The organism is Stenotrophomonas rhizophila, assembly GCF_003651185.1.
Classification (GTDB): Bacteria; Pseudomonadota; Gammaproteobacteria; order Xanthomonadales; family Xanthomonadaceae; genus Stenotrophomonas; species Stenotrophomonas maltophilia_Z.
Genome location: NZ_RCDC01000005.1, coordinates 328,060 through 341,110, shown reverse-complemented (window position 1 = coordinate 341,110; position 13,051 = coordinate 328,060). Strand labels below are relative to the sequence as shown.

Annotated in this window: 14 protein-coding genes; 6 read left to right on the top strand and 8 right to left on the bottom strand. The window is 66.5% G+C overall.

The window, feature by feature from the left end:
- Positions 1-28: 28 nt before the first annotated feature.
- From BCL79_RS13250 to BCL79_RS13230, 6 genes are read right to left on the bottom strand one after another with little or no spacing between them, the layout of a single operon-like run.
- Positions 29-814, bottom strand: coding sequence for a succinate dehydrogenase iron-sulfur subunit (locus tag BCL79_RS13250; RefSeq protein WP_088432210.1), 786 nt, complete (start codon positions 812-814; stop codon positions 29-31).
- A gap of 16 nt (positions 815-830) precedes the next feature.
- Positions 831-965, bottom strand: a complete 135-nt coding sequence (locus BCL79_RS20500) for a hypothetical protein (RefSeq protein ID WP_259462174.1) — start codon at positions 963-965, stop codon at positions 831-833.
- A gap of 12 nt (positions 966-977) precedes the next feature.
- Positions 978-2,768: a succinate dehydrogenase flavoprotein subunit gene (sdhA, locus tag BCL79_RS13245; RefSeq protein ID WP_121041870.1), complete on the bottom strand. Its 1,791-nt coding sequence runs from the start codon at positions 2,766-2,768 to the stop codon at positions 978-980.
- Positions 2,769-2,799: 31 nt separating this feature from the next.
- Positions 2,800-3,186, bottom strand: a complete 387-nt coding sequence (gene sdhD / locus BCL79_RS13240) for a succinate dehydrogenase, hydrophobic membrane anchor protein (RefSeq protein WP_121041868.1) — start codon at positions 3,184-3,186, stop codon at positions 2,800-2,802.
- Positions 3,183-3,575, bottom strand: a complete 393-nt coding sequence (gene sdhC / locus BCL79_RS13235) for a succinate dehydrogenase, cytochrome b556 subunit (protein WP_046273608.1) — start codon at positions 3,573-3,575, stop codon at positions 3,183-3,185. Before sdhC ends, sdhD begins: the two co-directional genes overlap by 4 nt.
- A 56-nt stretch (positions 3,576-3,631) precedes the next feature.
- Entirely contained in the window at positions 3,632-3,805 is a 174-nt protein-coding gene (locus BCL79_RS13230; protein ID WP_102788321.1) for a DUF1674 domain-containing protein, read from the bottom strand.
- A 39-nt stretch (positions 3,806-3,844) separates the two neighbouring features.
- On the opposite strand from BCL79_RS13230, the gene BCL79_RS13225 reads away from it, so the two are divergent.
- Positions 3,845-4,714: a YgfZ/GcvT domain-containing protein gene (locus BCL79_RS13225; RefSeq protein ID WP_121041866.1), complete on the top strand. Its 870-nt coding sequence runs from the start codon at positions 3,845-3,847 to the stop codon at positions 4,712-4,714.
- Positions 4,715-4,843: 129 nt separating this feature from the next.
- On the opposite strand, the gene BCL79_RS13220 is transcribed toward BCL79_RS13225, so the two are convergent.
- Positions 4,844-5,935, bottom strand: coding sequence for an ABC transporter ATP-binding protein (locus tag BCL79_RS13220; RefSeq protein WP_121041864.1), 1,092 nt, complete (start codon positions 5,933-5,935; stop codon positions 4,844-4,846).
- Between the two features lie 354 nt (positions 5,936-6,289).
- Here BCL79_RS13220 and zwf point away from each other — a divergent pair, with 354 nt between their 5' ends.
- The 5 genes from zwf (at position 6,290) to BCL79_RS13195 (ending at position 12,274) form a co-directional block, all read left to right on the top strand.
- Positions 6,290-7,729, top strand: a complete 1,440-nt coding sequence (zwf, locus tag BCL79_RS13215) for a glucose-6-phosphate dehydrogenase (protein ID WP_121041862.1) — start codon at positions 6,290-6,292, stop codon at positions 7,727-7,729.
- Entirely contained in the window at positions 7,726-8,733 is a 1,008-nt protein-coding gene (gene glk / locus BCL79_RS13210; RefSeq protein WP_121041860.1) for a glucokinase, read from the top strand. The genes zwf and glk overlap by 4 nt, the downstream gene beginning before the upstream one ends.
- Entirely contained in the window at positions 8,730-9,452 is a 723-nt protein-coding gene (pgl, locus tag BCL79_RS13205) for a 6-phosphogluconolactonase (protein WP_121041858.1), read from the top strand. Before glk ends, pgl begins: the two co-directional genes overlap by 4 nt.
- Positions 9,453-9,497: 45 nt before the next feature.
- Complete coding sequence (gene edd / locus BCL79_RS13200) at positions 9,498-11,414, top strand: phosphogluconate dehydratase (protein WP_121041856.1); 1,917 nt, start codon at positions 9,498-9,500, stop codon at positions 11,412-11,414.
- 200 nt (positions 11,415-11,614) lie between these two features.
- Positions 11,615-12,274, top strand: coding sequence for a bifunctional 4-hydroxy-2-oxoglutarate aldolase/2-dehydro-3-deoxy-phosphogluconate aldolase (locus tag BCL79_RS13195; protein ID WP_121041854.1), 660 nt, complete (start codon positions 11,615-11,617; stop codon positions 12,272-12,274).
- A gap of 54 nt (positions 12,275-12,328) precedes the next feature.
- Here the strand turns inward: BCL79_RS13195 and BCL79_RS13190 are convergent, their stop codons facing one another.
- Positions 12,329-12,976, bottom strand: coding sequence for a response regulator (locus tag BCL79_RS13190; RefSeq protein ID WP_019183265.1), 648 nt, complete (start codon positions 12,974-12,976; stop codon positions 12,329-12,331).
- Between the last annotated feature and the right edge of the window lie 75 nt (positions 12,977-13,051).

The window sequence follows — 13,051 nt, the reverse complement described above, 5'->3', positions numbered from 1 at the left end:
TGGCGTGGCGCTACAGGACACACCTGGATCAGGCGCGACGCGCCATCATCAGCTTCTTGATCTCGGCAATGGCCAGCGCCGGGTTCAGGCCCTTCGGGCAGGTCCGCGAGCAGTTCATGATGGTGTGGCAGCGGTACAGCTTGAAGGGGTCTTCCAGCTCGTCCAGGCGCGCACCGGTGTCTTCATCGCGCGAGTCGATGATCCAGCGGTAGGCCTGCAGCAGGATGGCCGGGCCCAGGTAACGCTCGCCGTTCCACCAGTAGCTCGGGCAGCTGGTCGAGCAGCAGGCGCACAGGATGCATTCGTACAGGCCATCGAGCTTCTTGCGGTCTTCCGGCGACTGCAGGCGCTCACGATCCGGCGGCGGCGGGGTCTGGGTACGGATCCACGGCTTGATCGAGGCGTACTGCGCGTAAAAATGGGTCAGGTCCGGCACCAGATCCTTGACCACGCTCATGTGCGGCAGCGGGTAGATCGGCACTTCGGCCTTGCCGCAATCGGCGATCGCGCGGGTGCAGGCCAGCGTGTTGGTGCCGTCGATGTTCATCGCGCACGAACCGCAGATGCCCTCGCGGCACGAACGGCGGAAGGTCAGGGTCGGATCGATCTCGTTCTTGATCTTGATCAGCGCGTCCAGGACCATCGGGCCGCAGGCGTCCAGATCGATCTCATACGTATCGGTGCGCGGATTGCTGTCGTCGTCGGGACTCCAGCGGTAGATCTTGAAGGTGCGGGTGTTCTTCGCACCGGTCTGGGCGGGGAAGTGCTTGCCCTTTCCGATCTTGGAATTCTTGGGGAGGGAAAACTCGGCCATGGCTGTTCTCGTTGGCTCAGGCGGCTCGCGCTGCAGAGCAGGCGCGGGTAGCACGGAAGATGAGGAAGTCGACACCACCGGCCCGCGGCGCACGCACCACCTCACCCGTGCGGGAGGTGGCGGTGGCGAGCGCTGCGTGGACGGAGGTCATGCCGCAGGTCTCTTAGTAAACGCGCGGCTTGGGCGGGACGACGTCCACGTCCTTGCTCAGCGTGTACATGTGGACCGGACGGTAGTCGAACTCGCACTTGCCGTTCTCGTCGACGTTGACCAGCGTGTGCTTCTGCCAGTTGACGTCGTCGCGGTCCGGGAAGTCCTCATGCGCATGCGCGCCGCGGCTTTCCTTGCGCTGTTCGGCCGAGTTGATCGTCGCCACCGCGTTGAGCAGCAGGTTGTTCAGCTCGTAGGTTTCGATCAGGTCCGAGTTCCACACCAGCGAACGGTCGGAGACCTTGACGTCCTGGAAGGAGTCGAAGATCTCGGCCATCTTGGTGCAGCCCTCTTCCAGCGTCTTGCTGGTACGGAACACCGCCGCGTCGTTCTGCATGGTGCGCTGCATGCGATCGCGGATGACCGAGGTCGGGGTGTCGCCGTTGGCGTAACGCAGCTTGTCGAGCAGGCCCAGGGCCTTGTCGCAGGCATCGGACGGCAGGGTCTTGTGCGGTGCGCCGGACTTGATGGTGTCGGCGCAGCGGTTGGCCACCGCACGGCCGAACACGACCAGATCCAGCAGCGAGTTCGAGCCCAGGCGGTTGGCGCCGTGCACGGACACGCAGGCCGCTTCGCCGATGGCGTACAGGCCCGGCACGACCGCATCGGGGTTGTCGCCGACCTTGCGCACGACTTCGCCGTGGTAGTTGGTCGGGATGCCGCCCATGTTGTAGTGCACGGTCGGGATGACCGGGATCGGCTGCTTGTGCACGTCCACGCCGGCGAAGATGCGGGCGCTTTCGGCGATACCCGGCAGCTTGTCGTCGATGACGCCCGGGCCGAGGTGGGTCAGGTCGAGCAGGATGTGATCCTTGTGCTCGCCGACGCCGCGGCCTTCGCGGATCTCGATGGTCATCGAACGCGACACCACGTCGCGCGAGGCCAGATCCTTATAGTGCGGTGCATAGCGCTCCATGAAGCGCTCGCCGTTGCTGTTGCGCAGGATGCCGCCTTCGCCACGCACGCCTTCGGTGATCAGGCAGCCCGCGCCGTAGATACCGGTCGGATGGAACTGCACGAACTCCATGTCCTGCATCGGCAGGCCGGCACGCATGACCAGACCGCCGCCGTCGCCGGTGCAGGTGTGGGCCGAGGTGGCGCTGAAGTAGGCGCGGCCGTAGCCGCCGGTGGCCAGCACCACGCCATGGGCGCGGAACAGGTGCAGCGAGCCGTCGGCCATGTCCAGCGCGAGCACGCCGCGGCAGACGCCTTCATCATCGAAGATCAGGTCGAGGGCGAAGTACTCGATCATGAAGCGTGCGTTGTGCGCCAGCGACTGCTGGTACAGCGTGTGCAGCATGGCGTGGCCGGTACGGTCGGCGGCGGCGCAGGTGCGCTGCGCGGACGGGCCTTCGCCGTACTTGGTGGTCATGCCACCGAACGGGCGCTGGTAGATCTTGCCTTCTTCGGTACGGCTGAACGGCACACCGTAGTGTTCCAGTTCGATGATGGCCGGGATCGCTTCGCGGCACATGTACTCGATGGCGTCCTGGTCACCCAGCCAATCCGAGCCCTTGATGGTGTCGAAGAAATGGTAGCGCCAGTCGTCTTCACCCATGTTGCCCAGCGCGGCGGAAATACCGCCCTGCGCGGCCACGGTGTGCGAACGGGTCGGGAAGACCTTGGTCAGGCAGACCGTCTGCAGGCCCTTGGCGGCAAGACCGAACGTGGCGCGCAGGCCAGCACCGCCGGCGCCGACCACGACCATGTCGTACTTGTGTTCCGTAATCTTGTAAGCGGACATCTAATCTGGATTCCTGTCTTGGTGCCTGGACTCAGGCGACGCCGAGCGTAATGCGGGCGACCGCGAAAACACTGACGATCCCGCCGAGCACGGCGATGAACTTCACCGTGGTCTGCAGCGCCAGGGCCAGCAGCGAATTGTGGATGTAGTCTTCCAGCACGACCTGCAGGCCGAGCTGGGCATGCCAGAACATCGCGACCAGGAAGCCGACCAGCAGCACCGCGTTCCACGGCTTGGACACCGCGTCGGTGGCGGTCACGTAATCGGCGCCGATCAGGCTCAGGACGAACACCAGGAACCAGATGGTCAGGCCGACCAGCGCGGTGGCGGTCAGGCGCTGCATCACGAAGTGCTCGGTGCCGGTCTTGGCAGCGCCCAGGCCACGCACGTTCTTCAGCGGGGTACGGTACTTGTTCATGCGGCCGCTCCCATGAAGACATAGGCCCAGATCAGGGCGGTGATCACCAGGCTGGCGAAGACCGAGACCCAGCTGCTGCGCACGAAGGCGGGAATGGAGAAGCCGATCGCGAAGTCCTGCACGATATGGCGGATGCCATTGCACAGGTGGTAGGCGAAGGACCAGGTCCAGGCGAACAGGAAGAGCTTGCCGTACCAGCTACCGGCGTGGCCGGTGAAGCAGTTCCAGGATTCAGGACCCATCATCAGGGCGAGCAGGCCGCCGGCAATGATCAGGGCTCCAACAGACAGAAAGATGCCGGTCGCTCGATGCAGGATCGAGGTGGCCATCTGAATCTGCCAGCGATACACCTGAAGGTGCGGGGAAAGGGGACGTTCTCTGGCGGCCATTCGCTGGGCTCGTTATCTCGGCTGGGCGGCGCAATGCCGCGTTGGCTCAATGCTGATCAAAAATCGATGCAGCGTCCGTTTTTTTCCCAATCTCCGTACCGCACCGGATCAAGTCCGCCGCGGCCGCCGATTTCCAAAGGCACTGCCGGCGTCGCGGGGAGCGGTTGCTCCTCCGGTACCAGCGTGCCTTCAGCTTCAGAATCTGGAGTGGGGGTTGTTTGGCCTATCATGGGTGTTCTCGCAACGCACAAATTTTAGACCCCGTTCACGTGCCTGACAACCTGCCCTCCGATTTCGCCGGCTTTTCGCGCCTCCCCGGTCACCAGCTGCTCAGTCTCAGCGGTGCCGATGCGGCCGCCTTCGCCCATGCCCAATTCTCCAGCGACGTCACCGCCCTGCCCCTGCGGCATTGGCAGTGGAGCGCCTGGCTGACGGCCAAGGGCCGCACCATTGCTGTGTTCCAGCTGTTGCGGCTGGACGAGGAGCGCATCGTGCTGCTGCTCGCCGACGGCGATGCCGATGCGATTGCGTCGCAGTTGCACCGTTTTGTATTCCGCCGCAAGGTGCGGATCGAGCTGCGAAACGATCTGGCGGTGGTGGCGAGCTTCACCGCGCCCGAAGCGGCCTCCGGGGCCGCGATTGCGCAACTTGCCGGCGAAAACCTCGAACTGGACCTTGGCAGCGACGCACTTCCGCGCAGCCTGCGGATCGGTGCGGCCGATGCCGTGGCCGCTGCGGCCGACAGTGCGGATATCGCGCTGGCCTGGCGCCAGTCCGACCTGCGCTATGGGCTGCCGCGGCTGGATGCCGATCAGCGTGAACACTGGACGCCACAGCAGCTCGGGCTGGACCGCCTGAACGGGTACAGCGTCAAGAAGGGCTGCTACCCGGGCCAGGAAATCGTGGCCCGCACCCATTTCCTCGGCAAGGCCAAGCGCGCCCTGCAGTTGCTGCGGGTCGTGGAGGGCACGACCAGCGGCACGCAGGTGCACCAGAACGCGGCGGCGATCGGCACGGTAGCCTCGGTGGCCGGTGAGCTGGCCCTGGCCGTGCTGCCGCTGGAGATCGCGCCGGAGCCGCTGTCGGTCGGCGGGGTTGAAGCCGCCCACCTGCCGTTGCTGGACGGTCTGGCGCGGTAATAGACATCGACCGGTGGTCGATGCGTCCGCGCCCCGCCCCGGCCGCGGTCACGACCAACGCGTGTGACCTGCCGCGCGGTAGTGCCGGCCGCTGGCCGGCAACCCGTAACCCGATAACCCGTCCGCGCCTTACGCGTCGTTCAAGCGCTCGCCGGTCTCTGCGTCGAAGAAGTGCAGGCCCTGCGGCTGGATCGCCACCCGGATCGGCTCACCGACGGACGGCAACGCCTGCGGCGCCACGCGCATCACCAACGGCTGGCCGCCACTGGTCATGTTGACGAAGATCTCGTTGCCGACCGGCTCGATGCCATCGATCATCGCCTCGAAGGCCGTTGCCTCACCGGCGGCGGCCGGCTGCAGATGCTCCGGGCGCACGCCCACGGCGATCGCCTTGCCGACCCACGCCTGATCGACCCGGGCCTGGCCCAGCGGTGCGGTCAGCCCGGTGTCCTGCACGGCGAAGCCACTGTCGGTGCGCTGCAGAGTGCCGCGCAGCACGTTCATCGCCGGGCTGCCGAGGAAGCCGGCCACGAACAGGTTGGCCGGCCGGTCGTACAGCGCCATCGGGGTATCGATCTGCTGGATCACGCCATCCTTGAGCACCACGATGCGCTGGCCCAGGGTCATCGCTTCCACCTGATCGTGAGTCACGTAGATCATGGTGGTGCCCAGCTTGCGGTGCAGCTGCGCGATTTCCGTGCGCACGCTGTGGCGCAGCTTGGCGTCCAGGTTGGAGAGCGGTTCATCCAGCAGGAACACTGCCGGCTCGCGCACCAGCGCACGACCCAGCGCGACGCGCTGACGCTGGCCACCGGACATCGCCTTGGGCAGCTTGTCGAGCATGTCGGTCAGGCCGAGCGTTTCGGCCGCCTCGCTGACCCGCTTGCTGATCGTCGCCTTGTCGTGGCCGCGCAGCTTCAGGCCGAAGGCCAGGTTCTCGGCCACGGTCATGTGCGGGTACAGCGCGTAGCTCTGGAACACCATCGCGATGTCGCGATCCTTGGGCGCCACGTCGTTGACCACGCGGTCGCCGATCGTCAGCGTGCCGCCACTGATCTCTTCCAGCCCGGCCACCATGCGCAGCAGTGTGGACTTGCCACACCCGGACGGCCCCACCAGCACCATCAATTCACCATCGGCCACTTCGAAGGTCGCGCCCTGCACGGCCACCTGACCGTTGTCGTAGACCTTGCGAACGCCCTGCAACTGCACTTTTGCCATATCACCATTCCAGTCCGCCCGGTCTCCGGGCTGTTATGCGGAACTGCCTTCGGCCCTCCCGATGGCAGGTCGATGGCGTGGTGCCGCATGACGGCGACCACTGCAATCGAATACAGTCTGCGCATTCTGCCATGTAAACGTTTTCACGTGGCACTATCCGATGGTCGGCCGTGATCGGGATGCCGGGGAGGATGCGATATCTCCCACGACACCCGGTCGGCAGGCCATCATGCCGGGCGGAATCCATGGGGCGTGCTGCACCCGCAACAAGCAGACAACGGACCCCGCCCGACCCCCGAGAACATAGACGAGAAGCGATTGACAACGATGTCACCCGGATCTGAAACTCGAGCGATGCACGACACCCTCTTCCTGTTTGGCGCCACAGGTGACCTGGCCCAGCGCTATCTGTTCCCCTCGCTGCTGCGATTGCTGGGCGACGGCCTGCTCCCCGAAGACTTCAAGGTTCGTGCGCTGGCGTTGTCGCCGCACGATACCGAGGCCTTCCGCGAGATCCTGCGCCCGCGCCTGCAGCAGGCCATGCCCATGGCCAGCCAGGACGACATCCACTCGCTGCTGCAGCGCATCGACTACCGTTCGGTGGATCTGCGCAATCCCGAGTCCGTGGCCGAATCGGTCCATGACCTGGTCGACCGCCACTGCGTGAGCTACCTGGCGATCCCGCCGGGCCTGTACATCTCCACCTGCGAAGGCCTGGCCAAGGGGGGCGCACTGGCCGCACCGCACCGGCTGATGCTGGAAAAGCCGATCGGCAGCGACAGCGCCAGCGCCGAGGAGATCATCTCCACCATCGGCCAGTGGATCGACGAAGACCGCGTGTTCCGCCTGGATCACTACCTGGGCAAGGCCGCGGTGCAGAACCTGATCGCGCTGCGCTTCGGCAACACGCTGCTCGAGGCCGTCTGGAACCGCAACTACATCGAATCGGTGCACATCCTGGTCGCCGAGAGCGAGGGCGTGGACGGCCGCGATGCGTATTACGCCCGCTCCGGTGCGCTGCGCGACATGGTCCAGAGCCACATCCTGCAGCTGCTGTGCCTGGTCGCGATGGAGCCGCCGGCCTCGCTTGAGGCCGATCGCATCCGCGATGAGAAGGTCAAAGTCCTGCGCGCCCTGCGCCCGCTGGATGCCAAGCATGCCGCGCGTGACAGCGTGCGTGGCCGCTACACGGCCGGCACCATCAACGGCCAGCCCGCGCAGGCCTACCAGCCGCCGGAAGGCAGCGATGTGGAAACCTTCGCCGGCGTCACCGCGCATATCGACAACTGGCGCTGGTCAGGCGTGCCGTTCCATCTGGTCACCGGCAAGCGCCTGGCCGAGCGCACCACCCGCGTGGTGGTCACGCTCAAGCCGGTCACGCATTGGCTGTTCGAGCGCCCGCACCGCGGTAACGCCACCCCGAACCGGATCACCTTCCAACTGCAGCCGCAGGAAAACATCGAGCTGGGCCTGATGAGCTCGCTGGCCGGCCCGGAATGGGGGGCGCTGGAACTGCACCCGCTGGAACTGGAGCTGTCCGTACCCACCGGCCTGCACCGCCGCATCGCCTACGAGCGCCTGTTCCTGGATGCCTTCAACGGCAACCACGCGCTGTTCGTGCGTGATGACGAAGTGCGCGCGGCCTGGGCCTGGATCGACAGCGTCAGCGACGCATGGAAGGAAGCCAAGCTGCCGCTGCAGCCCTACCCGGCCGGCGAATGGGGTCCGGAACAAGCTGCCGGCTTCCTGCCCGCCGATGCCGACGCCGACGCTGCCCGTGGTGGCCAGGCATGACGGTGTTGTCCCAGCCGGTCCTCGTCGCGGATATCGGCGGTACCAACGCTCGCTTCGCGCTCGCCGACACCTCGCTGGCCGCGCCGCTGCAGCAGGACAGCATCCGCGAATTCGCCGTCGCTGATTTCCCTTCGCTGGGCGAAGCGGCACGGCACTATCTCGAGCAGATCGGCGCGGAAGCCAAGCGCGGCGTGTTCGCCGTGGCCGGCCGCGTGGACGGTGACGAAGCGCGCATCACCAATCACCCGTGGGTGATCTCGCGCATGCGCACCGCGCACATGCTCGGCTTCGATGAGTTGCACCTGATCAACGACTTCGCCGCCCAGGCGATGGCCATCTCGCTGCTGCAGCCGCAGGATGTGATCCAGGTCGGCGGCGCGGCGTGGGTGCCGGGCAAGCCGGGCCAGCCGCGCAACTATGCGGTGATCGGCCCCGGCACCGGGCTGGGCGTGGGCGGGTTGATCCTGCGCCACGGCCGCTGCTATCCGCTGGAAACCGAGGGTGGCCACGTCAGCTTCCCGCCCGGGACGCCGGAAGAGATCCGCATCCTGGAGATCCTCTCCGAGCAGTTCGGCCGTGTCTCCAACGAACGCCTGATCTGCGGCCCGGGTCTGGTCAACATCCATCGCGCCGTGTGCGAGATGGCCGACATCGACCCGGGCCAGCTGCAGCCGGTGGACGTCACCGCGCGTGCGCTGCATGGCGACCCGCAGGCGATGCGGACCGTGGATGTGTTCTGCGCGGTGTTCGGCGCGATCGCCGGTGACCTGGTGCTGATGCAGGGCGCCTGGGATGGCGTGTTCCTGACCGGCGGCCTGGTGCCGAAGATGCTCGATTCGCTGCAGCATTCCGGCTTCCGCCAGCGCTTTGAACACAAGGGCCGCTTCTCTTCGATCATGTCCAAGGTGCCGTCGCTGGCCGTGATGCACCCCAGCCCGGGCCTGCTCGGCGCGGCCGCGTATGCGGCGGATGTGGAACGCGATCTGCCGGGAGGCACCGCATGAATACCCTGGATACGTCCGACCGTTTCACCCTGATCCGCCATGGCGATGCAGATGGCTGGATCGAGGCCGTGGCCGCTGAAATGGCCGCTGAGCTCAACCGCGACATCGCCGAATTCGGCCGGGCGCGCATGCTGCTCTCCGGCGGCACCACGCCGGCGCCGATCTACCAGGCACTGGCCGAGCTGGACGTTCAATGGGACCGGGTGGAAGTGAGCCTGGTCGATGAGCGCTGGCTGTCACCGCAGGATCGCGACAGCAATGCCTGGCTGGTACGCGAGAGTTTCCTCAACCGTGCCGAAGGCGCGCATTTCGATCCGCTGGTGCGGGTCGGCAAACCGCTGCCCGAATGCGTCTACAGCGCCAACCTGCAGGCCCGGCACAGCCAGCGGCCGTGCCTGAGCGTGATCGGCATGGGCAACGACGGCCACACCGCCTCGCTGTTCCCGGGTTCGAAGGATCTGACCCGCGCACTGGAAAGCACCCTGCCCTACGCGGCGCTGGATGCCACCGGCTGCCCCGGTGCCAATCAGTGGCCGCTGCGCATCACCCTCACCCCGCATGGCTTGAAGCAGAGCCGCCAGCGCCTGTTGCTGCTGCGTGGCAAGCAGAAGCTGGAAGTGCTCAAGCACGCGCTGGAAAGCAACAATCCGCAGCTGTATCCCATCCTCAATGCGATCGATCTCGACGGCGCGAAACTGCGCGTCCACTGGTGTGACTGAGTTGCTCCGGTGTTGTTCCGTTCGCCTTCTCATAGCCGGTAGCCAATGAGCCTGCATCCCAAACTCCATGCCATCACCGAGCGCATCGTCCAGCGCAGCGTCGCCTCCCGCGCCGCCTACCTGGCCGGTGTCGACGCGGCGCTGCGCGACGGTCCGTTCCGTTCGCGCCTGAGCTGCGGCAACCTCGCCCACGGGTTCGCCGCGTGCGGCCCGACCGACAAGTCGCGCCTGCGCGGCGGCGTGACGCCCAACCTGGGCATCATCACCGCGTACAACGACATGCTTTCGGCACACCAGCCGTTCGAGCATTACCCGGAGATCCTGCGCGAGACCGCGCGCGAACTCGGTGCGACCGCACAGGTCGCCGGTGGCGTGCCGGCGATGTGCGACGGCGTCACCCAGGGCCGCGGCGGCATGGAACTGTCGCTGTTCTCGCGCGATGTGATCGCCCAGTCGACCGCGATCGGCCTGAGCCATGACATGTTCGACGCCAGCGTCTACCTCGGCGTCTGCGACAAGATCGTGCCCGGCCTGCTGATCGGCGCGCTGGCCTTCGGTCACCTGCCGGCGATCTTCCTGCCGGCCGGCCCGATGACCCCGGGCATCCCGAACAAGCAGAAGGCCGAAGTGCGCGAGCGCTACGCGGCCGGCCAGGCGACCCGCGAGGAACTGCTGGAAGCCGAAGCCGCTTCGTACCATGGCGCCGGCACCTGCACCTTCTACGGCACCGCCAATTCCAACCAGACCCTGCTCGAAGCGATGGGCGTGCAGATGCCGGGCGCCTCGTTCGTCAATCCGGATACACCCCTGCGCGACGCACTGACTCGCCACGCGGCGGTGCGCGCACTGGAAATCAGCGCCCTGGGCGACGACTTCCGGCCGCTCGGCCGCTTGATCGACGAACGCGCGATCGTCAACGCGGTGGTCACCCTGATGGCCACCGGCGGCTCGACCAACCACACCATCCACTGGATCGCCGTGGCGCGTGCGGCCGGCATCGTGCTGACCTGGGACGACATGGACCAGCTCTCGCAGCTGATTCCGTTGCTGGCCCGCGTCTATCCGAACGGCGAAGCCGACGTGAACCGCTTCGCCGCGGCCGGCGGCACCGCGTTCGTGTTCCGCGAGCTGATGGAGGCCGGCCTGATGCATGCCGACCTGCAGACCGTGGCCGAAGGCGGCATGCACCAGTACGGCCAGGAGCCGGCGCTGCGCGACGGCAAGCTGACCTACATCGATGGCGTGCGCGAGAGCGCCGATCCGGATGTGGTGCGTGGCGTGGCCAATCCGTTCGAGTCGCAGGGCGGCCTGCGCCTGCTGCGCGGCAACCTCGGCCGTTCGCTGATCAAGCTGTCGGCGGTGAAGCCGGAGTTCCGCACGATCGAAGCACCGGCGGTGGTGGTCGATGCGCCGCAGGTGCTGAACAAGCTGCACGCGGCCGGTGTGCTGCCGCACGATTTCGTGGCGGTGGTCCGTTACCAGGGCCCGCGCTCCAATGGCATGCCGGAGCTGCATTCGCTGGCGCCGCTGCTGGGCCTGCTGCAGAACCAGGGCCGTCGCGTGGCGCTGGTCACCGATGGTCGTCTGTCCGGTGCCTCGGGCAAGTTCCCGGCGGCGATCCACATGACGCCGGAAGCCTCGCGTGGCGGTCCGCTGGCACGGGTGCGCGAGGGCGACATCATCCGTCTGGATGGTGAAGCCGGCACGCTGGAGCTGTTGGTGGATGCGGCGGAATTCGCGGCACGTGAGCCGGCGCCGAACACCGCACCGGCGGCGCATGATCTGGGCCGCAATCTGTTCGCGATGAGCCGCCGTCTGGTGGGCCCGGCCGATCAGGGCGCGATGTCGATTTCGTGTGGGCCGGCGGCCGATGACGGCAGCATCTGGAATTACGATGCCGAATACGAGCTTGGGCATGATGCCGCGGCGGCGAATGCGCCGCATGAGGGTAAGGACGCGTGAGCTGACGCGGCGGTGGGGTTTCCTGGTTGAGGCAGCGGGATGGCCCCAACCAGGACGCGCCGTGAACCCATCCATGGGGGCTCGTCAGCGCTATCCATGGCGCTGTAACGGTCCTGGTTGGGGCCATCCCGCTGCCTCCCGACACATTCCGGCGCGTCGTTCGCGCTGCAGACATTGATGAAAAGAAGGATTGGAAACGCATGAGCATCGCCGAACATCAGAAGCGCGCTGAAACCCTGTTGAAGGCTGCCGGCATTCTGCCGGTGGTGACCGTGCATACGCTGGATCAGGCCCGTGCGGTCAGTGCGGCGTTGTTGGAGGGCGGGCTGCCGGCGATCGAGCTGACGCTGCGTACGCCGGTGGCGATGGACGCGCTTGCCATGCTCAAGCGCGAGCTGCCGGATGTGGTGGTGGGTGCGGGCACGGTGTTGACCGTGGAGCAGATGCAGCAGTCGATCGATGCGGGTGCGGATTTCCTGGTCACGCCGGGTACGCCGGCGCACATGGCCGATGCGTTGGCGCAGGCACCGCTGCCGGTGGTGCCGGGTGCGGCCTCGCCGACGGAAATGCTGGCGCTGTATGCGCGCGGGTTCCGGGTCTGCAAGTTGTTCCCGGCCTCGGCCGTGGGCGGGCTGGCGATGATCAAGGGCCTGGCCGGTCCGATTCCGGATCTGAAGCTGTGCCCGACCGGTGGCATCACCGAAGACACGGCGGCCGAGTACCTGGAGCAGAAGAACGTGGTCTGCATCGGCGGTTCGTGGATGGTGCCGGGCGGTTGGATCGAGCGCGGCGAGTGGGACAAGGTGCGCGAGAGTGCGGCCCAGGCCGCGAAGATCGTGGCGCGGGTCCGCGCGCACTGAACGAAAACGCCCGGGCATGCCCGGGCGTTTTTTCATCCGCTACCAGAACGCGGATTACATCGGGCGTGCCGGATCCACCAGGCCGTACTGGCTGGCCATGCGCGCGAGCGCGATGTTGTCGTTGATGCCCATCTTCTCGAACAGGCGCGCCTTGTGCGTGTTGACGGTCTTCGCGCTCAGGCTCAGGCGCTTGGCGATGTCTTCCTGGCGCAGGCCCTGGGTGAGCAGCAGCGCCACTTCCAGTTCGCGCGGGGACAGGGTGTCGAACGGCGAATGGTTGCCTTCCACGTTCGACAGCGCCAGGTTCTGCGCGATGCTGTTGCCCAGGTAGCGGCGGCCGAGTGCGGCATCACGCACCGCGCGCAGCAGTTCCTGTGCATCGCAGGCCTTGCCGATGTAGCCGGAGGCACCCGCTTCGAGCAGGCGCTTGGGCATCGGGCCATCTTCAAGGACGGAGACGATCACCACGCGGGTGCCGTGATCGCCACGGACCACGCGCTCGGTGACCTCCATGCCGCTCACGCCCGGCAGGTGCAGATCGCACAGCACGACGTCGGGCCGCAGGCGGCGGATATCCGGCAGCGCATCTTCACCGCTCTCCGCCTCACCGACCACCTCGATGTCGGTCTCGTTGGAGAGGATCATCTTCATGCCCGTACGCACCAGAGCATGATCGTCCACCAGATACACTCGAATTGTCATCCGCCAACCTCGTCAAACACTGTGAACGGGGGCAAGCCTAGCTGCGCTATGTGGCGATCACAAGGAACCGGGTTC

Bases quoted from the DNA above. Each gene is read 5' to 3' on its own strand.
- BCL79_RS13250 (WP_088432210.1), bottom strand. From the start codon at position 814: ATGGCCGAGTTTTCCCTCCCCAAGAATTCCAAGATCGGAAAGGGCAAG.
- BCL79_RS20500 (WP_259462174.1), bottom strand. From the start codon at position 965: ATGACCTCCGTCCACGCAGCGCTCGCCACCGCCACCTCCCGCACGGGT.
- sdhA (WP_121041870.1), bottom strand. From the start codon at position 2,768: ATGTCCGCTTACAAGATTACGGAACACAAGTACGACATGGTCGTGGTC.
- sdhD (WP_121041868.1), bottom strand. From the start codon at position 3,186: ATGAACAAGTACCGTACCCCGCTGAAGAACGTGCGTGGCCTGGGCGCT.
- sdhC (WP_046273608.1), bottom strand. From the start codon at position 3,575: ATGGCCGCCAGAGAACGTCCCCTTTCCCCGCACCTTCAGGTGTATCGC.
- BCL79_RS13230 (WP_102788321.1), bottom strand. From the start codon at position 3,805: ATGATAGGCCAAACAACCCCCACTCCAGATTCTGAAGCTGAAGGCACG.
- BCL79_RS13220 (WP_121041864.1), bottom strand. From the start codon at position 5,935: ATGGCAAAAGTGCAGTTGCAGGGCGTTCGCAAGGTCTACGACAACGGT.
- zwf (WP_121041862.1), top strand. From the start codon at position 6,290: ATGCACGACACCCTCTTCCTGTTTGGCGCCACAGGTGACCTGGCCCAG.
- glk (WP_121041860.1), top strand. From the start codon at position 7,726: ATGACGGTGTTGTCCCAGCCGGTCCTCGTCGCGGATATCGGCGGTACC.
- pgl (WP_121041858.1), top strand. From the start codon at position 8,730: ATGAATACCCTGGATACGTCCGACCGTTTCACCCTGATCCGCCATGGC.
- edd (WP_121041856.1), top strand. From the start codon at position 9,498: ATGAGCCTGCATCCCAAACTCCATGCCATCACCGAGCGCATCGTCCAG.
- BCL79_RS13195 (WP_121041854.1), top strand. From the start codon at position 11,615: ATGAGCATCGCCGAACATCAGAAGCGCGCTGAAACCCTGTTGAAGGCT.
- BCL79_RS13190 (WP_019183265.1), bottom strand. From the start codon at position 12,976: ATGACAATTCGAGTGTATCTGGTGGACGATCATGCTCTGGTGCGTACG.